Annotated in this window: 20 protein-coding genes; 12 read left to right on the forward strand and 8 right to left on the reverse strand. The window is 56.3% G+C overall.

Annotation, left to right across the window (positions count from 1 at the left end):
- The first annotated feature begins 370 nt into the window (after positions 1-370).
- Genes RYZ27_RS02355 through RYZ27_RS02370 form a run of 4 tightly spaced genes read left to right on the forward strand, consistent with a single transcriptional unit; the run spans position 371 to position 4,971 of the window.
- On the forward strand, positions 371-1,306 hold the full coding sequence (locus RYZ27_RS02355) for a dihydrodipicolinate synthase family protein (RefSeq protein ID WP_406680752.1): 936 nt from the start codon (positions 371-373) through the stop codon (positions 1,304-1,306).
- Between the two features lie 15 nt (positions 1,307-1,321).
- Positions 1,322-2,254, forward strand: coding sequence for a proline racemase family protein (locus tag RYZ27_RS02360; RefSeq protein ID WP_406680753.1), 933 nt, complete (start codon positions 1,322-1,324; stop codon positions 2,252-2,254).
- Positions 2,251-3,513, forward strand: coding sequence for an NAD(P)/FAD-dependent oxidoreductase (locus RYZ27_RS02365; RefSeq protein WP_406680754.1), 1,263 nt, complete (start codon positions 2,251-2,253; stop codon positions 3,511-3,513). The genes RYZ27_RS02360 and RYZ27_RS02365 overlap by 4 nt, the downstream gene beginning before the upstream one ends.
- A 21-nt stretch (positions 3,514-3,534) precedes the next feature.
- Positions 3,535-4,971 carry an aldehyde dehydrogenase family protein gene (locus RYZ27_RS02370; protein ID WP_406680755.1) on the forward strand — a complete coding sequence of 479 codons (1,437 nt, stop codon included), beginning with the start codon at positions 3,535-3,537 and terminating at the stop codon, positions 4,969-4,971.
- A 36-nt stretch (positions 4,972-5,007) separates the two neighbouring features.
- On the opposite strand, the gene RYZ27_RS02375 is transcribed toward RYZ27_RS02370, so the two are convergent.
- Genes RYZ27_RS02375 through RYZ27_RS02395 form a run of 5 tightly spaced genes read right to left on the reverse strand, consistent with a single transcriptional unit; the run spans position 5,008 to position 8,788 of the window.
- Positions 5,008-5,757: a hypothetical protein gene (locus RYZ27_RS02375; protein WP_406680756.1), complete on the reverse strand. Its 750-nt coding sequence runs from the start codon at positions 5,755-5,757 to the stop codon at positions 5,008-5,010.
- Positions 5,750-6,799, reverse strand: a complete 1,050-nt coding sequence (locus RYZ27_RS02380) for a ferric reductase-like transmembrane domain-containing protein (RefSeq protein ID WP_406680757.1) — start codon at positions 6,797-6,799, stop codon at positions 5,750-5,752. Before RYZ27_RS02380 ends, RYZ27_RS02375 begins: the two co-directional genes overlap by 8 nt.
- Positions 6,799-6,948 (reverse strand): hypothetical protein, encoded by a 150-nt coding sequence (locus RYZ27_RS02385; RefSeq protein WP_406680758.1) that lies wholly within the window; start codon positions 6,946-6,948, stop codon positions 6,799-6,801. Before RYZ27_RS02385 ends, RYZ27_RS02380 begins: the two co-directional genes overlap by 1 nt.
- Complete coding sequence (locus RYZ27_RS02390; protein WP_406680759.1) at positions 6,945-7,175, reverse strand: hypothetical protein; 231 nt, start codon at positions 7,173-7,175, stop codon at positions 6,945-6,947. The genes RYZ27_RS02385 and RYZ27_RS02390 overlap by 4 nt, the downstream gene beginning before the upstream one ends.
- Entirely contained in the window at positions 7,172-8,788 is a 1,617-nt protein-coding gene (locus tag RYZ27_RS02395) for a glutamate synthase-related protein (RefSeq protein ID WP_406680760.1), read from the reverse strand. The genes RYZ27_RS02390 and RYZ27_RS02395 overlap by 4 nt, the downstream gene beginning before the upstream one ends.
- A gap of 152 nt (positions 8,789-8,940) precedes the next feature.
- Here RYZ27_RS02395 and RYZ27_RS02400 point away from each other — a divergent pair, with 152 nt between their 5' ends.
- The 4 genes from RYZ27_RS02400 to leuD all read left to right on the forward strand — a co-directional run bounded on the left by RYZ27_RS02400 (position 8,941) and on the right by leuD (position 13,436).
- Positions 8,941-10,932, forward strand: a complete 1,992-nt coding sequence (locus tag RYZ27_RS02400) for a thiamine pyrophosphate-dependent enzyme (RefSeq protein WP_406680761.1) — start codon at positions 8,941-8,943, stop codon at positions 10,930-10,932.
- Positions 10,932-11,357: a DUF1622 domain-containing protein gene (locus RYZ27_RS02405; RefSeq protein ID WP_406680762.1), complete on the forward strand. Its 426-nt coding sequence runs from the start codon at positions 10,932-10,934 to the stop codon at positions 11,355-11,357. The genes RYZ27_RS02400 and RYZ27_RS02405 overlap by 1 nt, the downstream gene beginning before the upstream one ends.
- A 70-nt stretch (positions 11,358-11,427) precedes the next feature.
- Positions 11,428-12,813: a 3-isopropylmalate dehydratase large subunit gene (locus RYZ27_RS02410; RefSeq protein WP_406680763.1), complete on the forward strand. Its 1,386-nt coding sequence runs from the start codon at positions 11,428-11,430 to the stop codon at positions 12,811-12,813.
- Entirely contained in the window at positions 12,813-13,436 is a 624-nt protein-coding gene (gene leuD, locus RYZ27_RS02415) for a 3-isopropylmalate dehydratase small subunit (protein ID WP_406680764.1), read from the forward strand. Before RYZ27_RS02410 ends, leuD begins: the two co-directional genes overlap by 1 nt.
- On the opposite strand, the gene RYZ27_RS02420 is transcribed toward leuD, so the two are convergent.
- Complete coding sequence (locus RYZ27_RS02420) at positions 13,421-14,638, reverse strand: CaiB/BaiF CoA transferase family protein (protein WP_406680765.1); 1,218 nt, start codon at positions 14,636-14,638, stop codon at positions 13,421-13,423. The genes leuD and RYZ27_RS02420 overlap by 16 nt on opposite strands.
- 113 nt (positions 14,639-14,751) lie before the next feature.
- On the opposite strand from RYZ27_RS02420, the gene RYZ27_RS02425 reads away from it, so the two are divergent.
- From RYZ27_RS02425 to RYZ27_RS02435, 3 genes are read left to right on the forward strand one after another with little or no spacing between them, the layout of a single operon-like run.
- On the forward strand, positions 14,752-15,702 hold the full coding sequence (locus RYZ27_RS02425) for a hydroxymethylglutaryl-CoA lyase (RefSeq protein WP_406680766.1): 951 nt from the start codon (positions 14,752-14,754) through the stop codon (positions 15,700-15,702).
- A 24-nt stretch (positions 15,703-15,726) separates the two neighbouring features.
- A complete protein-coding gene (locus tag RYZ27_RS02430) occupies positions 15,727-17,172 on the forward strand; it encodes a sodium/proline symporter (RefSeq protein ID WP_406680767.1) in 1,446 nt (481 codons plus the stop codon).
- Between the two features lie 41 nt (positions 17,173-17,213).
- A complete protein-coding gene (locus RYZ27_RS02435) occupies positions 17,214-18,107 on the forward strand; it encodes a DUF1838 family protein (RefSeq protein ID WP_406680768.1) in 894 nt (297 codons plus the stop codon).
- 78 nt (positions 18,108-18,185) lie between these two features.
- On the opposite strand, the gene RYZ27_RS02440 is transcribed toward RYZ27_RS02435, so the two are convergent.
- Positions 18,186-18,692, reverse strand: coding sequence for a DUF3598 domain-containing protein (locus tag RYZ27_RS02440; protein WP_406680769.1), 507 nt, complete (start codon positions 18,690-18,692; stop codon positions 18,186-18,188).
- 174 nt (positions 18,693-18,866) lie between these two features.
- Here RYZ27_RS02440 and RYZ27_RS02445 point away from each other — a divergent pair, with 174 nt between their 5' ends.
- Positions 18,867-21,344: a TonB-dependent receptor gene (locus RYZ27_RS02445; RefSeq protein WP_406680770.1), complete on the forward strand. Its 2,478-nt coding sequence runs from the start codon at positions 18,867-18,869 to the stop codon at positions 21,342-21,344.
- Between the two features lie 105 nt (positions 21,345-21,449).
- On the opposite strand, the gene RYZ27_RS02450 is transcribed toward RYZ27_RS02445, so the two are convergent.
- Positions 21,450-22,844 carry a flavin monoamine oxidase family protein gene (locus RYZ27_RS02450; RefSeq protein WP_406680771.1) on the reverse strand — a complete coding sequence of 465 codons (1,395 nt, stop codon included), beginning with the start codon at positions 22,842-22,844 and terminating at the stop codon, positions 21,450-21,452.
- Between the last annotated feature and the right edge of the window lie 76 nt (positions 22,845-22,920).

The following is a 22,920-nucleotide window of genomic DNA, read 5'->3' on the forward strand; positions in this document are numbered from 1 at the left end:
GATATGTCCTCTACCCGTTTTTCAGTGTCTTCACGGCATAGACCGTTCCGTGCCGAGAGATGTTCAGGCCAGTCATTCCGTCCACTCTATTTGCCAAAATGAAACTATGATAAGTCTCTTTGCGCAGATGAGAGAGGCTTGAAAGCCCATGTGTTACAGTGGTTTCAGGGGCATTCTATATCCTTTTGTGCAAATTGTATGTGCAAAAAAGCGAGTGAAGAGTTTAGTTGAGGACAAGACGACGACAATCGAGGCGCGCTAGGGTCAGGATCAGCGTTGCGACGGACCGGGAAGGCAGTGACCCCTGACGTATCCAGTCAGCCGTTCGCTTCGGGAGAGAACAGAGACATATTTATCAGGAAGTTAAGAGATGACGAAGCCGACATTTTTCGGATGTATGCCCGCATTGATGACGCCATGCGATGCGCAGGGGCGCCCAGACTTCAAGGCTCTTGCCAAGACCGGCGAAGACTTGATGCGCGCCGGGATGAGCGCGGTGGTCTATTGTGGGTCCATGGGCGACTGGCCGCTCTTGCAGGATGAAGAACGCATGGAAGGGGTTGATGCCCTACGCGCTGCGGGTGTGCCGGTTATTGTCGGCACCGGAGCGCAGAATACTCAGCGTGCTGTCGCGCTAACGGAGCATGCGGCTGCAGCTGGCGCTGCTGGTCTGATGGTCATTCCCCGTGTCTTGTCGCGCGGTATTTCTCCAGCTGCACAGTATGACCACTTCAAAGCCATTCTCGGCGCCGCCCCAGACCTGCCGGCAGTGATCTATAACAGCCCGTATTATGGTTATGAGACCAAGGCTGATCTTTTCTTCAAACTGCATGCTGAGCACCCTAACCTTGTTGGGTTTAAAGAGTTTGGCGGGGCGGACTCGCTAAGCTATGCCGCGGAAATGATCACTTCGGGTAACCCGGACCTGACGCTGATGGTCGGCGTCGATACCCAAGTTTTCCATGGCTTTGTCAATTGCGGGGCAGGCGGGGCAATTACCGGAGTTGGGAACGCGCTTCCGAAAGAAGTGCTTCGTCTGGTTGAATTGTGTGAGCAAGCCGCGGCCGGTGACCCGGAGGCTAAACAACTTGCAGCTGAGCTTGAAGCGGCCTTGGCGGTTCTATCGAAATTTGATGAGGGGCCTGATCTGGTGCTCTACTACAAGCACTTGATGGTGCTTGAGGGGCATGCCGAATATGCTTATCAATTGAATGCATCGGATGCTCTGACCCCGTCGCAAAAAGCCTTTCTTGAAGGGGCGTGGCGTCAGTTCCGGGCCTGGTGGTCAAACTGGCGTGGGGCCTAGGCGTTTGGGATCGCTATGAAGATCATTGATTCCCATACAGGTGGACAGCCGACAAGGGTCATCGTCGAAGGTGGCCCAGACCTCGGCGATGGGCCGCTTTCGGTTCGCGCCAAACGATTTGCCGAGAGCTTTGACAGCTTTCGCGCGAAGGCGGTTCTTGAGCCTCGAGGCTCCGAGGCCATGGTTGGTGCTCTCTTATGCCAGCCGGATGATCTGTCTTGCGCGGCCGGGGCGATCTTTTTTAATACGACTGGTTATCTCGGCATGTGTGGTCACGCGACCATAGGCTTGGCCGTCACGCTTGGCCATCTCGGGATTTGGCAGCCGGGAGCTTATCGCCTTGAAACCCCGGTTGGGCTTGTGGATGTTGAGCTGCATGACCGCAATAAAGTGAGTTTCGAAAACGTCGAGAGCTATGTTTATCGTCAAGACGTGAAGCTTAGCATTCCGGGCATCATGGACTGTGCGGGCGATATCGCCTGGGGTGGAAACTGGTTCTATCTGGTCAAAACGCCGAAATGTGATGTCAGCACAGAGAATATTGAAACCCTCACCGACATGGCTTGGCGTATCCGCAAGGCGTTGAATGCTGAGGGGCTGACTGGGGCAGATGGCGCAGAGATCGATCATATCGAGTTCTTTGGGCCAGCCACGGAGCCGAGCATGAATAGCCGAAACTTCGTGCTTTGCCCCGGTGGAGCCTATGATCGATCGCCTTGTGGGACAGGCACCAGTGCGAAGCTCGCCTGTCTGGCGCAGCAAGGTCTGCTTAAGCCAGGTGAGGTCTGGGTTCAGGAAAGCATTGTCGGCAGCACGTTTTCGGCCAGCTATAGACTTGGCGCTGAGGGACGTGTCGTCCCAACGATAACCGGTACGGCGCATATCATGGCTGAGGGGAGCTTGATCTTTCAAGAGTCCGATCCGTTCATGGATGGGATATCTCTATGAGCCAGAGCCGATCGGATCGTGTAACAATTATTGGTGGCGGAATTATTGGTATCGCCTGCGCCCACTACCTGCAACAGGACGGCTATAGGGTCACCGTTATCGACAAAGGTGCGGTCGGTGCTGGTTGTTCGCTGCGCAATTGTGGGCATATCCTGCCCAGTCATGTCCTGCCACTCAACTCCTTTGCGGCCTTGCGGCAGGGGATGGTTTCGATGCTCAACCCGCGTGCGCCCTTCAAAATCAAGCCGACCCTTTCCCCCCGCGTTCTGAACTGGTTCTGGCACTTCGCGCTCTCCTCCCGGTCCGCGTCCGTACATAAAAGTGCTGCGGCGTTACAGGGTTTGCTGGACTCCTCATTCGATGAGTTTCAAGCCTTGTCTGGTGAGGTCATGAACGGATCGGACTGGCGGCAAAACGGTCTGCTCTATGCCTTCAAAAACCAGCGTGATCTCGATCAGTTTGCCAAAACAGAAGATATCGTGGCCAAGCGCTTTGGCATTTCAGCCGATGAAAAGGATCAGGCGGCCCTGACCGCGATGGATCCGAGCCTTGCCCCGGATTTAGCGGGCGGCTTTCTGTATACGCAGGATGCGCAGGTTCTACCTGAAGCGTTGATGCAGAACTGGGTCAATTATCTCAAGTCACAGGGCGTGGCGTTTCGCGAGCAATGCTCGCTTGTATCGATTGATCAGGGTGAGGGTGCAATTTCTGCGCTGCAAACCACGACCGGTGAGATTCCAACCGATCATGTCGTCCTGGCTGCGGGCGCGCTGAGTGCTGAGCTGGCAAAAATCTTTGGCAAATCTCTGCCTGTCCTGCCGGGCAAAGGCTATTCCGTCACGTTGAACAATCCAGCGGTGCAGCCCCTGCACTCTATTGTTCTGCCGGAGTGTCATATCGCGATTACACCGTTTGAGAATGCCATGCGCATTGGCTCCATGATGGAATTTGTCGGTTATGACAGCCAGATTCCGGCGTTCCGTCTAAAACAGCTGACACAGAACATCGCGCCTTATTTCTCAGCGCCGTTAGCCGCAGAGATTGTGCAGCCCTGGTTTGGGTGGCGCCCGATGACCTGGGACAGTTTGCCGATTATTGGGCGGCTGAAACCGCTTAAGAATGTGCTGGTTGCGACCGGGCACAATATGATCGGTCTGATGGCGGCACCGGCTACCGGAAAACTTATTGCCGAGCTGTTGGGGGAACGCGCCCCGCATCTCGCCGCTGAGGCCTATTCGCCTAATCGCTTTAACGCCTGACGCTTTTTTAAAGAGGTTCCTATGGACACGTATTCTAATTTCATCGCTGGCGACTGGGTGTCGTCCTCTGACACAATTCTCAACATCAACCCGTCTGACACCAATGATGTGGTGGGTGAGTATGCCACCGCCAGTCTAGACCAGTTGGAAGATGCGATTTCTGCCGCTTCGCATGCCAGTCGCACATGGGGTGTGAGCGGTGTCCAACTTCGCGCCGATTGTCTCGACCGGATTGGTAGCGAAATCCTTGCCCGTAAGGACGAGCTCGGCACCTTACTGGCCCGCGAAGAGGGCAAGACCTTGCCTGAGGCGATCGGAGAAGTTGGCCGCGCGGGGCAGATATTCAAGTTCTACGCCGGAGAGGCGCTGCGCATTCCGGGTATGTCTATGCCCTCCGTGCGCCCCGGGGTTGATGTCGAGATCCGGCGTGAAGCCCTTGGCGTGGTTGGCCTGATTACGCCATGGAATTTCCCGATTGCGATTCCGGCCTGGAAGATCGCCCCGGCGCTTGCCTATGGCAACACTGTGATCCTTAAACCTGCTGAATTGACGCCGGGTAGCACATGGGCCTTGGCGGATATTATTTCCCGCTCTGGTTTGCCAAGTGGTGTGTTTAACCTCGTCAACGGTCCGGGTCGCGTCATTGGTGAGAAACTACTCAATGATGACCGTGTCTCGGGTATCTCTTTTACAGGCTCAGTGAATACCGGGCGCATTGTTTCCTCCGCCTGTAGCGCGCGCGGAGCCAAGGCGCAGCTGGAAATGGGGGGAAAGAACCCGCTAATCGTACTTGCCGATGCCGACATGGACACAGCGGTCAATTGTGCCCTGAACGGCGCGTTCTTCTCAACCGGACAACGCTGCACGGCGTCTTCCCGCCTGATTGTGGAGGACGCCATTCACGATGCCTTTGTCGATGCTTTGAAACAAAAGCTGGATGCTTTGGTGGTCGGCCATGCGCTCGATATGAGCACGCAGATTGGCCCAGTCGTCGACCAGCGTCAGTTCGATCAGAACCAGAACTATCTGACCATCGCGCGCGAAGAAGGCGCGCAGGACATTTATGGCGGTGAAGCGGTGGAAGCCGAGACACCGGGCTTCTTTATGAAGCCTGCCCTGATTGTGGATACGGCCAACAGCCTGCGGATCAATCAGGAAGAGATTTTTGGTCCGGTCGCGACAACCATCCGTGTGAGTGATTTGGATGAAGCCATGGCCGTCGCCAACGATACAAGGTTTGGGCTGTCCGCTGGCATTTGCACCACCTCTCTGAATTCTGCCCGTCGCTTCCAACGCGAAGCGAAAGCCGGCATGGTTATGGTTAACTTGCCAACAGCGGGTGTTGACTATCATGTTCCGTTTGGGGGCACCAAGGCGTCCAGCCAAGGTTCGCGCGAGCAAGGCAGCTTTGCGGCGGAGTTCTACACGTCTGTAAAGACAGCCTATATCGGTTCATAAGATTAAAGGGCGCCTCTGCAATGTGGAGGCGCTCTTTCAAACGCGCTGGATTTTTGCAACCGCTGTATCGAGCAGGAGCAGATTGCCCTGACGTTTGACTGTGCCTTGTATTTCAACTGGGTCCGCGACGTATTCGAGGATATCCTTGCCAAAGCCAATTCCGCGATCGGTCATGACCATCAGGGCGGTTTGCTTCTCGATATCGGTGACATAGAAGCCCGGCGGTATGCCGCCGCGAATACAGAGCGAGGCACAGGCCTTGTGCACCTTTCCCTGATTGGGGCTCATCGCGCCAAACCAGCATTTCGTATCAAGGATTTCGCCGCGTAGCTTGATGTCCATCACCGGTTCTGCGGTGGGAAACGCGAGATCGCTGACGGCACGGTCTTCTGCGGCAACAATCCAGTCCAGACCATCAATTACTGCGATCATGGCATGTGGGCCACGCTGGATCAGGGACCCCCTAACTGTCACGGCTTTGCCTGACAGCGCACCAATCTTGGCACTGACGCCGCATTTGCCCTGACAGCCGAGCAGTACGGTTTGCGGCGTGCCATCAAGATCGCGCGTGCGCAGCATGGCATAGGGCTCTGCTGTGGCGATGCCGTGAAACGCTCTGATCTCACCCATACTCCAAGAACCCGGCCCGGGGCGGTTCTGTAGTGCGGCGATAGTACCAGCGGTCGCCGCGGTCCCGCCGAGCAGAGCGAGGCCCGCACCGAGGAAGAAGCGCCGGTCTGGCCTTGGTGTCTCACCCCAGCCGATGAAGAAGTCATTCTTACTCATTTGTGGCTCCGATCAGGCTAGGGGCTTGGGCAGTGCCCGGCGGATTGGGGGCTGGGTTCACATAGACCACCCCATCGACAATCCGCGTGGCATAGGTCGCAATCTTTTCGGTAAACGGCGGTGGGGACTGGCCATCCTCCATGCGGTACTGAAAGCCATGCCAGGGGCAGGTGATACAGCCATCGACAATCTTGCCCTCGCCCAAGGGACCGCCTTGGTGGCGACAGACATTTGAGACGGCTGAGACTTTGTTACCATTGCGGAAAACGGCGATGGCTTCCCCCTGTTTGGGGCGGACAATCTTGGCGCGGGCATCATCCATATCGCTGACAGCGGCGACCTTGAGCCAGCCTTCCAGAGCGGTTCGGTTGGCCGGGCGCAAACTGGCAAGGCCGGTAAAGATATGCATACCAATAACGGTCGCAGACCCAGCGCAGAGCAGCGTGACGTAAAGCGGGTGTTTCTCAAATTGGATCGCGCCGAGTGCGATATGGGCGATCAATAGTGCGTAGGCGACATAGACGCCCATATGCAGCGCTTTCCAGAAACCCGGACCCAGATTGGCATTCCAGAAATCATGACTGGTCGCCGCCATCAGGAACATGATGATCAGGGCGATCAGGCCAAGGCTTTCAAAGGGAAAGCCCGACAGGCTGTCATAACGCGGGTTAGAGATGAGCAGCGAGACCAGCGGATTTGTTTCCGAAAACCCATGATACCAGAGGATCACCAGACCGGCATGGATCAGCGCGATCAGAAAGGTCGTCACGCCGAGGTGGCGACGATTATAGAGGAATGGCTTGAAGCGATCCGTCAGGCGCGCCAGTGGTCCGATACACAGGATAAAAGTCAGCAGCAGGAAGGCGAGCGTCCCAAAGGCCCGGATCAGGATCTGGATTGGCGCAAAGGCCTCCCCTGCGGGTTGGGCCATTGTGCTGATTAGAACGAAGAGGGTCAGATAAAGCGCGATCCCGCCGAGCATCCAGCGATCAAACCGTATCTTGAAAGAGGTCCATTGCACCGCTTTGTAATCGTGGGACATTAGCGTTCTCCCTCAATCAGGGCGCTTGGCAGCGAGTCATTTATCGGGTCGGCTGGGCGATGCATGACGGCCAGAAGCAGGGTGATCACCATGACCGGACCGAGGATCAGCCAGAGAATGAGATGGGTTCGACGATGCGCGCGTTTCATGAGATCGGAGGCTCTGTCTGGGTCAGCAGCTTTGTCAGCATCATCGGCCATAGGCCAATGATACCGGGCAAAATGAGCAAACGTACGCGCAGCGGCAGGCCTTTACCCTTGGCCGCAGGATCGATCTTCCCAGCCCCGCCAAACATATAGGCAAAGCCAACAAGGAGGCCGATAAGGAGGTAGACGCCAAACCCTGTGACGATGATGTTGGCTAAACTCTCACTCATGCGCGTACCCCCGCATAGGCCACACCGGAGAGATCTGACATTTCACGGCTGAACGTGGTCAGGTCTTCAGCATTGAAGTCTGACAGGCTGTGATGGCCACAGGCGCGCGCCATGACTTTCATAAGTTCGGTTGAGGCTTCGAAGAAGTTCTTCAAGCGAAGGGCGGAGGCTTCGGCGTGCAGGCGCGAGACCAGATGCGGTTTCTGCGTGGCGATGCCGACAGGGCAGTTATTGGTGTGGCAGGCGCGCATAGCGACACAGCCAATGGCCTGCATGGCCGCGTTGGAAACCGCAATAGCATCAGCGCCCATCGCCATGGCTTTAACAAAATCTGCAGGCTTGCGCAGGCCGCCTGTGATCACAAGCGAAACATCGCTGCGCCCAAGATCGTCGAGGTGCTTTCGCGCGCGGGCAAGGGCCGGAATGGTCGGTACAGAGATATTGTCCCGGAAAATGATCGGGGCAGCGCCGGTGCCGCCGCCGCGACCGTCAAGGATGACATAATCGACCCCGACCAGCAGCGCGGCATCAATGTCCTTTTCTATGTGCTGGGCGGAGAGTTTGTAGCCGATTGGGATACCGCCTGTTCGGTCGCGAACCTCATCGGCAAACGCTTTGACCTGAAGGCAATCGGTCCAATCGGGGAAGCGGGGTGGAGAGATTGCCGATTCACCCTCGTTAAGCCCGCGAACCAAGGCGATCTTGCCTTTGACTTTCTCACCGGGCAGGTGACCCCCGGTTCCAGTCTTGGCCCCTTGGCCGCCCTTGAAGTGGAAAGCCTGCACCTTGGCGAGCTTGTCCCATGAAAAGCCAAAACGGCCAGAGGCGAGCTCGTAAAAATACTTTGAGCAGGCTTCCTGTTCTTCCGGCAGCATACCTCCTTCGCCAGAGCAAATACCCGTTCCGGCAAGCTCTGCGCCGCGGGCAAGAGCAACCTTGGCCGTTTCGGATAAAGCCCCGAAACTCATATCAGATACAAAAAGCGGGATATCGAGCTTGAGCGGTTTCTGTGCATTCGGCCCAATGGTCACGGAGGTGTCGACAGGCTCATCATCGAGCAGGGGCATCTTGTGCAATTGCGCGGTGATCAGCTGAATATCATCCCAGTCGGGCAACTGATCGCGTGGCACGCCCATCGCATCAACAACGCCATGATGGCCGACTTTGGATAAGCCATCGCGGGCATATTGCTGGATCAGCTTATTGTGTGGCTCCTCATGCGGGGCATGGCTCGGGTCCTGATAGAGGCCGAGATACTCATCGCGCTTATAGGGCTGGGGATTTGCCAACCCCCAGGCATTGATCTCATCGGCATCAACGAGGACATCTCCGTCCTCGATCCAGGCGGTGAATTTTGGAAGCTTTTCAGAATTCTCATACTCGGACACCCCGGTATCGAGGCGATAATCCCAATTGTGCACCCCGCAGATCAGGTTGTCATTTTGATCGACATGTCCATCTGCCATCAGCGCGCCGCGATGCAGGCAGCGGCCATAAAACACGGACACAGTTTCATCAAAACGCACGACGACCAGATCGACCTCACCGACCAGCGCATATTCCGGCTGGCGGTCTTTCAGGTCATCCCATTTGGCAATACTGATTTTGTCCATAAGCTCTCCCCTTCATGGCTCGCGCAACCTCTAGCCGGGCTTTGGTTCACCACGCCAATCACGTCTCTCCACAAAAGTGTGATAGGGTTTTGAACTGCGCTTCGGGCACACTTCCTGTAGGGCAGCAGCAAGTCAAGCGAAGGGGGAGGCCCATGTCTGACACCAAACACACTCTGATCTGGCACAAAGTTGCTCAAACAAGCGAAGTTGAAGAAGGCCGCGTAAAGTCGGTTACCGCGGGCACGCAATCCATTGCCCTGGTTCATTTTGACGGCCAGTGGGCCGCGATGGACAATAAATGCCCGCATCAGGGCGGTCCGCTGGGGGAAGGGTCAATTGAGAGGGGCATTGATGACAAATGCTGGCTGCGGTGTCCCTGGCATGGTTGGGACTTTGATCCGCTGACCGGGAAACCGCCGGGTGGTCATGAAGATACCGGGCAAGAGATGTTCGAGGTCGATATACGCGGTGATGACATCTTCGTCGCCGTGCCAGCTTTGCCTGAGCGTGAGCGGACGATCGCCGATGTGATGGCCGAAACCATGGTCAATTGGGGCGTAACCTCTGTGTTTGGCATGGTTGGCCATTCCAATCTTGGCCTCGCCGACGCCCTGCGCGCGCAAGAGGCTGAGGGCAAGCTCACCTATTACGGTATCCGCCATGAAGGCGCGGCGGCTTTCGCCATTTCAGGATATGGCAAGCTGACAGGACACCCGGCGGCCGCTTTGACAATTGCTGGCCCCGGCGCGACCAATCTTCTGACGGGCCTATGGGATGCCAAGGTGGACGGCGCGCCAGCGCTTGCCCTGACCGGGCAGGTCCAGGATCAGGTTGTGGGCGTGCACGCCTTTCAGGACATTGATTTGGAAGCGGCATTCGAGGCCGTCGCCGAATTTTCAGAAACGGTCCACCTGACCTCCGACCATGCCTTGTTGATGACGCAGGCGATCAAGACATCCATCCTTAAGCGCGGTGTCGGGCATCTTGTTTTCCCGGATAATGTGCAGCCAAAAGCAGCAGCCGAAGGCGCCAAGGCTCAGGGCCCTGCTGGCCGTATGGCCGATATGGCCGTGGCCCCGCCGCCATCCGCTGTTGCTGAAGCCTCTGACCTCCTCCGCAAGGCCAAACGCCCGATGATCATCGTTGGCTATGGTGCCCTACAGGGGATGGAAAATGTCATCGCACTTGCTGAGCAGCTCAATGCGCCGGTGGCCACGACATTCAAAGCCAAGGGACAGATTGCCGATGCGCACCCGCTGGCTGCTGGCGTGATGGGGCGGTCGGGTACCCCGATTGCCAGCTGGTTCATGAATGAAGCGGATCTGTTGCTAGTCTTCGGCGCGAGCTTCTCTGACCATACGGGCATCTATGAGGGCGCGCCGACTATTCAGGTTGATACTGATCCGATGCGACTGGCTAAGCGTCATCCGGTTGCCATGCCTGTGATGGGCGATGTTGCGGTCACCGCGGACCTGCTCAAGGCCGAGGTGCAAAAGGGGCATGCGGCTTTGGATATGCGTGGTGAAGTAGCTGAGCGCTGGCGGCTCTGGCGCGCTGAAAAGGCGACACGGGTTGTGGAAGATAATGGCAAAGGGGTCTCAGCAGCAGCTCTGTTCGATGCCCTGACCCGCCATGCCCCGGCGGATGCGATCCTTCCCGTGGATGTGGGAAACAACACTTATTCCTTTGGGCGCTATTTTGAGCCGGCGGGCAATCAGCGTGTCCTGATGTCGGGCTATCTCGGCTCGATCGGCTTCTCCTTCCCTGCTGCGATGGGGGCATGGGCTGCGACGCAGGAAGAGGGCCCATACAAAGGCCGAAAAGTGATTTCCGTCTCGGGTGATGGCGGTTTTGGACAATACGCGATGGAATTCACCACAGCGGTCAAATACGGCATGAACATCACCCACATCCTGATGAACAATTCCGAGCTGGGCAAAATCTCCAAAGAGCAAAAGGCTGCTGAGTTCGAGGTTTGGCAGACCAGTCTCGTTAATCCGAGCTTTGCTGGATTTGCGCGGTCTTGCGGCGGGATGGGCGAGCGGGTGAAAACCCGGGAAGAGTTGGATACAGCCCTCGCCAAAGCCATTGCGCATGATGGCCCATCTCTGGTTGAGATCATCACTGATGCGGAACTGCTCTGATGAGTGGCTCCGAACATCCGATGGAAGGCATGACGGGCGGGTCTTCGCTCGATGCCTTGCCGTTTGAGATTGGCCCAATGCTGGCCGAGGTTTTCGAAGTGATGGCTGTTGGGATCGACCTGATTGGCGTGGCTATCATTATCTTTGGGTTCAATGTCGCCTTGCTGAAGCTGTTGAGTGCACTTCTGCAAGGGGCCGGCCTTCGCCGCGGGCTGGGCAATATTGCTGAGGCCCGACGGACACTCGGCGCATACATTCTCACCGGGATTGAGTTCATGATCGCTTCGGACATTATTCATACGGTGATTACGCGTGAGCTGACCGATCTGATCTTTGTCGGGCTTCTGGTTGTGATCCGGACGGCAATCTCTTTCTTTCTGGGTAAGGAAATCGCCGAACTGGAGCACCGCGAGCAGCAGGCTTAAAGACAGGGCTTGATTTCTGCGGCTAGATTGCGTCTTGTGTAAATGATATATCATTTGTTGCGAGGATGATTTGCCAAGTACGCTGTTCGATAAATTATGGGATGCCCATCGCGTTACTGAGGCTGGCGATGGCTATGACCTGATTGCGATTGATCGGACGCTCCTGCATGAGCGCACGGGCGGCGTCGCCCTGAAATCCTTACAGGAAAACGGCTATCCGATCCGCGATCCGAGACGTGTGTTCGCGATTATGGATCATATTGTTTCTTTCCGTGCCGGGCGGGGCCGTGATGAAGCGCGCAGTCCTGGCGGGGAGGCTTTCATTACCGAAACCCGCGCCATGGCGAAACAGGCGGGTATTCACCTGATCGATACAGATAGCCCCACGCAAGGCATTGTGCATGTCGTGGCGCCGGAGCAGGGGATTGCTGTGCCCGGTGTGTCTTTGGTCTGTCCGGACAGTCATACATGCAGCCTTGGCGCTTTAGGGGCATTAGCTTGGGGTATTGGCTCCAGTGAGGCTGAGCATGTCATGGCCACGGGCGTCATCCGGGCCAAGAAGCCACCGCAAATGCGCGTGCGCGTGGATGGTGTCTTGCCGGGCGATTGTAGTGCCAAGGATATCGCGCTCTACCTGATCGCTAAATATGGTGCGGCGGGCGGCAAGCGTTGCGCAATTGAGTTTTGTGGCGAGGCGATTGCCGCGCTTGATGTTGAAGGGCGGCTGACGCTTTGCAACCTCGCGGTTGAGTTTGCGGCTTTCACAGCCGTGATTGCGCCGGATGACAAGACAGTGGCCTATGTTACGGGCCGCTCATTCGCGCCCGATATGGAGGCTGTTGAAGCTGAATGGGCGAAGCTGCAAACCGATACCGAGGCCAGCTTTGATGAGGAGATCATCATCGATGCCAGCTTGATCCGTCCTCAAATCAGTTGGGGCACCAGCCCTGAAGATACAATCGCGATCGGCCAGGCGGTGCCGCAGGATGCAGGGCAGAAAGCGCTCGACTATATGGGGCTCAACGCCGGTCAAAGCCTGCAAGGGTTAGCAATTGGTGGGGCCTTTATCGGCTCCTGCACAAATGGCCGTCTGTCTGACTTGCAGGCCGCAGCGAAAGTCTTGAGCGGACACCGGATTGCGCCGGGGCTACGTGCGGTCTGTGTGCCGGGGTCCAAGGCCGTGAAGCGTGAGGCGGAACAGTTGGGGCTCGACAAGGTCTTCAAGGCTGCTGGATTCGAATGGGGCGAGCCTGGCTGTGCCATGTGTTTTTATGCGGGCGGGGAGACGTTTGCCCCGGGCACGCGGGTGGTCTCTTCAACCAATCGGAATTTTGAAGGGCGGCAGGGGCCAGGCGTGCGGACCCACCTGACCAGTCCGGCAGTCGTCGCGGCGAGTGCTGTCGCGGGCCGCATCTGTGCCCCTGCAGACCTGCATAGCGTATTGGAGACTGCGTAATGCCTGCGCCGCTTGTAACCCATCATGGCAAAGCCGCTGTGCTAATGATCGACAATGTTGATACCGATCAGATCATTCCCAGCCGGGAAATGAAGACGGTGAGCCGCGAAGGCTTGGCCGACGGCCTGTTTGCTGGATGGCGCTATACCGCGTCGAGCGGGCGTGAGCCCAATCCGGCCTTTGTTTTGAACAAGCCTGAAAAAGCCGGGGCTAGTATCCTGATTTCAGGCGAGAATTTTGGCTGTGGTTCGTCGCGCGAACACGCCGTATGGGCGCTCGCCGAATATGGTATCCGGGTGATCATTGCCAAAAGCTTTGGGGAAATTTTCCATGGAAACTGCCTGCGCAATGGCATATTGCCGATTGTCCTCAAGGGGCCTGACATACCCGCAGATGCATGGTGGGACGATGTTGAAGACCTGACTATTGATCTGGGGGCTCAAACCGTCACGCGAGCTGACAAGCCCGACTGGCACGGCACATTCGACATCGGTGAGTATCCAAAACAGCTCCTGATGAAAGGGCTGGACCCGATTGCCCTGACGCTACAGGACAAAGCCGTAATCGAGGCTTTCTTTGCAGGCGATGCAGAGCGTCGTCCCTGGCTTTATTCGGCCGCTTGAATGTGATCGCCGTTCGTCGGTTGATCAATTAGCTTGCGGGCTTTCAGGTCTTCAATCTCATTCGATGACAGTCCCAGCTGCGAGAGAATTTCACCCGTATGCTCGCCAATTTCCGGTGGATTTAGGGTCAGGCCCGGGCGATCCCCATCAATGGACACCGGCATAGCGGGCAGGGCAATCTCGCCGCCATCGGGGATGGTCATGTCCAGCAGACCGCCACTTTCAACCAGATGCGGATCGGTAAACAGGTCTTCCGGTTTCTGGATCGGCGCGAAAGGCAGGCCAACTGTTTCCAGTTTCTCCATCAGCTCCTGTTTGGTGTAGCCCATGAACAGATCGCGCAGGCGCGGAATGATCTGATCACGGCGCGCGACACGCTCATTATTGGCGGCCAGAATCTCGTCCTGCGCCCAATCCTTCAGGTCAAAGGCCTCACAGAAGGCTTTCCATTGGCCATCGGAGACGACACCGACAAAGACTTTCTCATCATTCTGGACATCGAACACATCGTACACAGCCCAGGCTGATACGCGCGCGGGCATAGGCGCGGCCGGGCTACCGGTCACAGCATATTGCGCCATATGCTGGCCAACCAGAAAGACCGTGGTTTCATAGAGGGAGGCGCTGACATGACGGCCTTGGCCGCTGGTTTGTCGATCCTGTAAGGCAGCGAGCACGGCAATCGCACCAAACATGCCGCCAGTGACATCAATAACGCTTGAGCCCGCGCGCAGAGGGCGTCCCGGAGGCCCTGTCATATAGGCGAGCCCACCCATCATCTGGGCGACTTCATCCAGCGCCGTGCGATGTGAGTATGGCCCATCCAGAAAGCCTTTTTCAGAGCAATAGATCAGTTTTGGGTTTCGCTTGGCCAGATCGTCATAACCAAAGCCGAGTTTGTCGAGTGCCCCGGGGCGGAAATTTTCGATGAAGACATCGGCATCATCGATCAAACGCAGAGCAATCTCCTTGCCTTCGGCGGATTTCAGATCAACGGAAATGCTCTTCTTGTTACGGTTATACATGGAGAAATAGCCAGCACCGGAACCACGCAGACGGCGGGTCTTGTCACCACCAACTGGTTCCACCTTGATCACTTCCGCGCCAAGATCCGCCAGAATCAATCCAGCCGCAGGCCCCATGACCATGTGCGTAAACTCAATAACCTTTACGCCTTTCAGGAGGCCTGTCGCGTTACTCATACTCTCTCCCCTAAGCCGACCTGTTGGCAGGCTTTGCTTTCCACAACACAATTGAATAGATATATCATTTAAAGCAAACGTCACCCCCCGACCTTCGAGGAAGGACCTCAAAAATGCCTGCAAGCCAGATTCTGATTAGTGAAGTCGGCCCCCGCGATGGGCTGCAGAACTGTAGTGCCATCATGCCAACTGAGGCGAAAAAGCGCTGGATTACAGCGCTTGCTGCGGCTGGAGTGAAAGAAATCGAGGTCGGCTCTTTTGTCTCACCCAAGCTGCTGCCGCAAATGGCCGATACGGGGGACATTGTTCGCCATGCGGTGCAGATTCCGGGTTTGGAAGTTGCGGTTCTGGTCCCGAATCTGAAAGGCGCACAGCTCGCGGTTGAGGCTGGCGCCCATAAAATCACCCTGCCTTTGTCGGTCAGCGAAACCCATTCGCTGCGCAATATTCGCCGCACGCATGATCAGGTGATTGATGAAGCAAAAGCGATTGCAGAACTGCTTGCCAGCCTACCCGATGGTGATCGCCCGCACTTTGAAGGCTCCCTGTCGACGGCGTTTGGCTGCACGCTCGAAGGCCCAATTGAAGAAGCCGTTATTCTGCGCTGCGCCGAGCGGCTCATGGCCGCCGGGTGTGATGAGGTCGGTCTGTCTGACACAACGGGTTATGGCGACCCGGTTTCTATGCGGCAGTTGATTCGCGCTGTGCGCGGGGTTGTTGGCGACGAAAATCTGACAGGGGTTCACCTCCACAACACACGCGGACTTGGTCTCGCCAATGTTCTGGCGGCCTATGAGGAAGGGATTACGACGTTTGACAGCTCGCTCGGCGGCTTAGGTGGTTGCCCAACCGCGCCGGGGGCAAGTGGCAATGTTGTATCCGAGGATCTGGTTTTCATGTTTGAATCGATGGGCGTCGATACCGGGATTGATCTTGAGGCGTTGATGGCGACGCGTGAGCTTGTTGCTGAAGCCTTGCCGGATGAGGAGCTCTATGGCTTTACACCGCGTGCTGGCCTGCCTTTGGGCTATAAAGGCGCACCTGTTCCAGTGGCGGCAGAATAAAGAAACGAGCCGGGGAGGGTTCAATTGGAACATATCTCAGCTTTCGCGACGCTGATTGCCTATTCGGCTGTTCTGTTTGGAATTGGCCTATGGGCGGCGCAGCGGGCGAAGTCACAGGAGGCTTTTCTGCTTGGCGGGCGCAACCTTGGGCCGGTCGTTGCCGGGCTTGCTTATGCCGCTTCCAGCTCAAGTGCCTGGGTGCTGCTCGGCTTTTCAGGCTTCGTTTATGCCGCCGGGCCATCAGCTTTGTGGATGGTGCCAGGGATACTGGCGGGATATGCTGTGGTCTGGCTCTGGGCAGGAAAAGTCCTGCAAGTGGCAAGCCGGGAGCAGGGCCATCTGACCCTGACCGACTTTATGAGCGAACATGCCGGACCGCGATCGGCGCGCTGGATCCGGATTGTTGCCAGTCTGATGATCGCGTTCTGTTTTGCCTACTATGTGGCCTCACAGTTTCAGGGCGCTGGGGTGGCTTTTGATGGCCTGTTTGGAATTGGCCTCGTCAATGGCGTTCTGATCGGGGCGCTGGTGATTGTTGCCTACACTTTCCTCGGGGGCTTCCTTGCGGTGTCCCTGATCGACACTTTGCAGGGCCTGCTGATGGCCGTTGTCGCGGTCATCTTGCCCGCGGCCGCCTTTATGGCTGCAGGCGGGTTGGAAGGGCTGAATACTGCATTATCGGCGATGCCTGCAACCTATACTGATACATTTGGGGGGCGCACAGGCTTTGTTGCGACCGGATTTGTTGTTGGTCTTTTCGCCACTGGCTTTGGGGCGCTGGGACAGCCGCACCTGATTGCGTGGATTATGGCGGCGCGGGATCAACGTGCACGCGTGACAGGCGCCGGCATCGCCATAGGTTGGGGGGCATTGGTCTATGCGGGTATGGGGATTCTCGGCCTTTCCGCGCGTGTTCTGTTTGGGGCCGATGCGCCCGCTGAAGGCGTGTTTTTCCAGACTGCCAGTGACCTGTTGCCTGCGATATTTGCTGGGGTGATTGCCGCGGCCACATTGTCGGCGATCATGTCGACCGTTGATAGCCAGCTGCTTGTGGCCGGGGCGGCGATCAGCCATGATCTTGGCTTGGCCAAAGCCCTCGGCGGGCGCGATGTTCTGGTTTCGCGAATGGCCATTCTCGCAGTCTGTCTGGCAGCGCTGATGATCACATTCGCCTTGCCGTCGACGATTTTCGATCGAACCCTGTTTGCCTGGACAGCGCTTGGCGCGAGCTTTGGCCCAACCGTCGTGGCGCGCACGCTGGGCCATAAACCACGCGGCGTATTTTTGCTCTTGTCGATCCTTGTCGGGTTTGGACTATCCCTCGCCTATGAGTTCTTCCTGCCTTCCGGGCCGGGCAGTATCTGGGCCCGGACTGTGCCGTGGATTGGAGCCTTTGCGGTGCTCGCTATCGGGGCGCTGATCACAAAAATTCGCGCAAAGGACGAATTTGCTCTTGGCGAAAGCGGTTAACCGTGCCATTCCCTTAAATGATATATCATTTGGAGGAATGCATGAAATTGTTTTCTAAACTCGCGACCTTGGGGGCAGCTGTTGGGGTGCTTGCCGCGTGTGCAACCGTTGGGCAGGCTCAGGAAGCCCAGCTTGATCCAACAAATGCCACGGATGCCCAAACCCTGATGCGTAAAATGCAATGTTCGACCGTTGATGGGCGTCCTGCGGTTTATGCCTGGGAAGGTAAGGCCTATGCACGTCGTCAGGGCGAGAAAGACACGCATCTGTTCAATGTTGAAGGTATGAACATTCGTGCCTGTTCAGCCATTACGGACGAAAAGCGCGGCCCTGGCTTTGCACTCGTGTCACGTGAGATCCTGCTCTATCTCGACAAGGATACTGGCGAGGTTCTGGACATGTGGGACAACCCATGGACCGGCGAGAGCGTAAAGGTTCAGCATGTTGAGAATGATCCGGTAAATTGGGAATCCTACGAGATCGGTTGGGATGGTAAGCCCGCCACCTGGGGCGGCGAGGTCTATGGTAATCAGTGGTACTTTAAGTCGACTTTCCCGCTCTGGTATTCAAACCCGCTGGGTGGCGACTATCAGGAAGAGATTGGCGGCACCTATCACGCCACGGAGATGTTCAACTTCTTTGGCCGCACCGATGACCTGTTTGATCCAAGCACGACAGAAGCGACTGTCTCTGTTGGCTGGGCGCGTCTGTCTGATTGGCTGCCATGGATGAAAATGAATGGCCGTGAAGGTGCTTTCTACGTTCACACCGCTGGCTTCCGCGTTGGGAGCTGGGATGAAATGAGCGAGACGATGAAGGCCTATATTAATGAACGTGCACCACTCTATCGCAGCGCGCCACCAACCGGTGACCCACGCGATAATATGACCAGTTGGAAGCATTATAAGGAATGGCGCAAGGCGCAGTCTGAATAAGCTCCAGAACCAAAAGCCTAGAAAAGCCCCGCCTGATCGATCAGACGGGGCTTTTGCATTTCGTGCCATCAAGCGGGCTTAGAAGGTTTCCCCTTCATAGGATTGCCAGTCTTTGGTTACGAACCGCTCATCGACCAAGGTCCGTTGGAACAATCGGTCGGCCTTGAACCATTGCCAGACACGCGCGCGCGATTGCCCATCATCAGAAAGCTGGATCATTTCATAGAGATAGAGGTCTGGCTCACCTGTACGCGTCCAGTTGAGCATGGTTGTGCGATTGAAGTCGTCCAGCGCGACATCGCAGGCCCAGCCATTGATAAACTCATTGTCCCATTTCAGGCGACCATTCTCGACCATTGCCGGAAAATCTCGTGTGTCTCGCTTGCCATCGGCCCAGCGATAATAATTGGTCTGGTGATAGGGGTGCCCGGTTTCCGGGAACCGGCAGACAAGCCGGGATTCATGTTCGTCAATCTTGTTGCCGTGGACATCATAGAATCGGTAATGCCCCTCCCAAACGCCCTCATGGCGCGCAAGCAGCGGCATGATCTGCTTCAACTCATTGGCGGATATTTGGGCGCTCATCTCTGTTTCCTCCGGTTTTGGGGCGATGTGTGCCGAATATGACACGCATATCTCAAAAAAAAGCGCTTTTGTCTGGACAAAGGGCTTGCCAAGACCAAAAGCACGGACAAAGTTAAAGGATATATCATTTGTCAGATGTGTCGAGAAACACATTGACGCAGCGGGGAGACCACGATGAGGAAAACACTACTACTAGCCGGTGCCGCAGCCTTTGCGATGACAGCCTATGCCGTCCCCGCAGTCGCTCAGGACGCCGAAGAGGATGCAGAAGCGCGCCAGGACACAATTGTGATCACGGCGCGTAAAAAGGATGAAGGCCTTCTCGAAGCACCGATTGCGGTCAGTGCATTTGATGAGAAAGCGCTCGAAGATCTGCAGCTGCAAACGGTTGATGATATTGCACGCTTCACGCCGGGTCTGTCCTTCTCCAAGGCATTTGGGCGTTCAACCGAGCGGCCTGTTATTCGCGGCCAGTCCAATGTTCTGGCGGGCGTTCAGTTCGGGGTTGAGTCCGGGACAGCTTATTTCGTTGATGGCGTCTACTATGCCGGGTCGATCCAGAACCTCGATCCAAATGAGCTTTCTCGCGTTGAAGTTATCAAAGGCCCTCAATCGGCGCTCTATGGCCGGAACACCTATGCTGGTGCGATCAACTTCATTACGCGTGGTGGGAGCGAAGAGTTTGAGGCCAATGGTAAGCTCCGTTTTGGCAATAATGGAACAAAGGAAGCGTCTCTCTCAGTTGCTGGTCCTCTGCCATTCATTGATGGGCTGAGTGGGCGCCTGAACTATCGCGGCTATGAGTATGATGGTGAGTTTACCAATGCCGTCACGGATCAACTCGTTGGTGATGAATCGACAATCAGCCTCTCTGGTGTTCTTGACTGGCAACCAACTGAGAATTTCGATGCGCGCCTGCGGATCAATTATAATGAAGACAAGGACGGCCCGCTGCCACTCTTCCTCCAGGATGCGAGCCACAATAATTGTGAGCCCGGTTATCGCTCACTGGCGAGCCATTTCTTTATTCCTGGCTTTGAAGGCGTTCCTTTCCCGCGACCTGCCTATACAAATAACAACCAATACTTCTGTGGTGTAATTGAACCGGGTCAGGTGGCTTTGAATACAGACGTGGATGCTGATGGTATCCCAAATGTTATTCCGGGTGCGCTTGAGGGAACAAACTTTATCCCATTCTACAGCCTTGCCGATGGCACAGCCTTTGATGGCCTGGATCGTGAGCAGACGATTATCAGCCTGACCTCCAGCTATGAGTTTAGCAATGGCTATGAGCTCCGTTTCCTCGCAGGATATCGTGATGAAACAGAACTGACAGGCTTTGACAGTGACCACTCTCCGGTCAACTGGTTCATTTCCGGCCCCACTCAGGAGCCATTCTTTGCCAATACAGGCCGTGATGATGTCGAGGATTATAGCTTCGAGATCAAGCTAAGCTCGCCACAGGATAACCGTCTGCGGTGGCTGGCAGGTCTGTACTATTATGATCAGGATGTTCTCGACAGTGATATCACGTTTGCGGACCCGGATGGATCGGACACACCAACCGGTGAGCGTGGGATCGAGAACCAAGCGATCTTTGGTCTAATCGAATACGATGTGACCGATCGCCTCTCTGTCACGGTTGAAGGTCGTTATGCCGAAGAAACTAAAACTGATAGCACTTCGCCACTCGGTTCTGCGGATTTCGATGCGTTTACACCGCGCCTGACGGTTGACTATGCGCTGGAAAACGGTGGCACGGTCTATGGTATCTTCTCCCAAGGGGTTAAGCCGGGCGGGCTGAACGGCTCTACGGGGGCAGCGATTGGCCTGCCGACCTATGAGCAGGAAGAGTCTGACAATTTCGAAGTTGGTCTCAAAACCCCTGTTATGAATACCGGGTTCAACTTTACAGCAGCGGCCTTCTTCACCGATGCCACCAATGTGCAGTTGACCACCGCGGTGGCAACGCCAACCGGGGCGCTGAACTCTGTGGCAACCAATCAGGGGTCGGGTGAGATTCTTGGTCTGGAGCTGGATATCAGCGGTGCTTTTAATGACAATTGGTCTGGCGGAGCGACCTATGCCTGGACAGACACAGAGTTCACCGAAGGCTGTGACCCAGATGAGTGGATTATTACCTCTGGTGGCGGTCTTCTGACGGACCCGGATACAGGCACGGGGACAGATTTCACAGCCTTATTCCCAGGGTCTGGTCCAGCGACGTGCTCTATCGAAGGGCGGCAGTTCCCATTGACATCTGAACATCAGGCCAGTGCCTTCCTTCGCTATGATCTGGCGGCTGCTGGTCCTTATCAGTCAGATTTCTTTGCCTCAGCTGATCTGACTTATGAAAGCTCGAAGTTTGTTCAGGTGCACAACCGTGCTGAGACAGGCGATGCGACCATCCTCGGGGCGCGTATGGGCTTTGAGCATGAAGACTGGACGTTCAGTGTCTATGGCCAGAACATCACCGATGAGGACTCTGTCGTTATGGCGACCCGCTGGTTGCAGACGCCATACTTCTTTGCTGGGATCAATACGACCCCGAATACAGATCCGGCAACCGCTTCGCGGAGTGCGCCACGGGCCTTCTTCGGATCGCTGCGTCGTGGTCCACAATATGGCGCAGAGCTGAAGCTTCGGTTCTAGTCCATAGGGGTTTCATGAAACGAAAAATGCCGGCCCATAAAGGGTCGGCATTTTCTTTTGTCTGTTGCCTGTAAGTTTTTCCCGGGGCGCCTTTGGGAAAGGACTCTAAACGCCAGCCATCTCTTCAATAATCGCATAGGCCGCCCGCTCAGCCGATTCCATCGCGCCCTCCATACCTGTGTGCAGGAAGGAGGTATGCTCCCCGGCAAAATGCAGGCGACCGACGGGCTTGAGGATTTCTTCCGCCCAGACCGGCACTTGTCCCGGCGCCCAATGCATATAGGCACCGCCAGCATGACTGGTCTGACTATCCCAGCGGGTGACGTTGAGCGCAGTCGCCTTGATACCGCGCTTCTGGAGTAGCGTTTCTTCTGCAAGCGACTTCCAATCCTCATCGCCCGCAGCTTCACGAATGCCTGTGCCATTAACCCAGCAGGTTAGCGCAACCGGCTCCCCGGTTGTCTTGTCGCGTACAGGGAAGACTCGCTCAATTGGGGTATCGGTCCACATCATCAGCGGCAAGTCGTCGGTTGGCTGCCCATCAAGGGCCAGATGCACCTGCTGGATTTGTGTATAGGGCATGTCACGAATGATCGGTCGCCGCGCTTCCAGCTCGGCAGGTAGGCCAAGCTTTGACATGACCGGGAAGGGCAGGGTGGAGATGACAAATGGTGCGCTCAGGCTTCCTGCATCGGTTGTGACTGTGACCCTATTAGCATTCATCTCAATGGCTTTGACCGTACTATTGAGGCGGACAGAGCCATCCGGCAGGCTTGCGGCCATCGCTTCGGGGAGGCGTTGTGACCCGCCTTCAACTTCTTCAGAGGGGCCGGTTTGGCTATCGATCTGGAAAAGGACCATGCTGCGCCAGACATTCAGCATCGAATAGGAGGTCAGCGCATTGGCATTCAACGCGATATCGCAAAGCGCGCGTGAGCGGTCATCAAATCCTTGGGCGGCCAGAAATGCATCAGCGCTGATATCAACTTCTGGCCCGACCTCACGCCAGGCATATTGGTCCACCAGAGGGTTAGCCCGCGCCGCCGCCATAAACAAAGCGGTATCCGGCGTGGCGCGCTTGAAGGCTTCAGGAAACGGGTTCTGCGGGGATGTGGCCCAATCGCGGGCGTCAAAGACCTGATTGCCAAGGATCATGGTTTTATCGCGTGATCCGCCGGGCGGGAAAGGAACAATGTTCAATCCAACATCCAAGGCTGTGCTGCGGATACGGGCATAGGATTGGCCAACCTGTTGTCCGCCTGCTTCCGGGCGGCCAGGCAGGTCATCAAGCGTCACCATGCGCCCGCCAACTCTGGAATCGGCATCCAGAACAATGACATTTGCGCCATCTGCGCTCAGCATTCTTGCGGCGTGAAGCCCGGCCAGACCGGCACCCAGGATCAGCACGTCCGCATCCTTGCCTTGATGTTGGGCAGGCGCGCATGCTGCCATGGCAGTTAGGCCACTGGCGGCCAGAAAATGCCGTCTTGTCCAATTCATTGCTTGTCCCCTCTCGACGTGGCGTTCAAATGATATACCAATAGATATCAGAACATGTTGCTCGCCAAGAGTGCAA

It is taken from the genome of Hyphomonas sp. FCG-A18 (assembly GCF_045287255.1).
Taxonomy (GTDB): domain Bacteria; phylum Pseudomonadota; class Alphaproteobacteria; order Caulobacterales; family Hyphomonadaceae; genus Henriciella.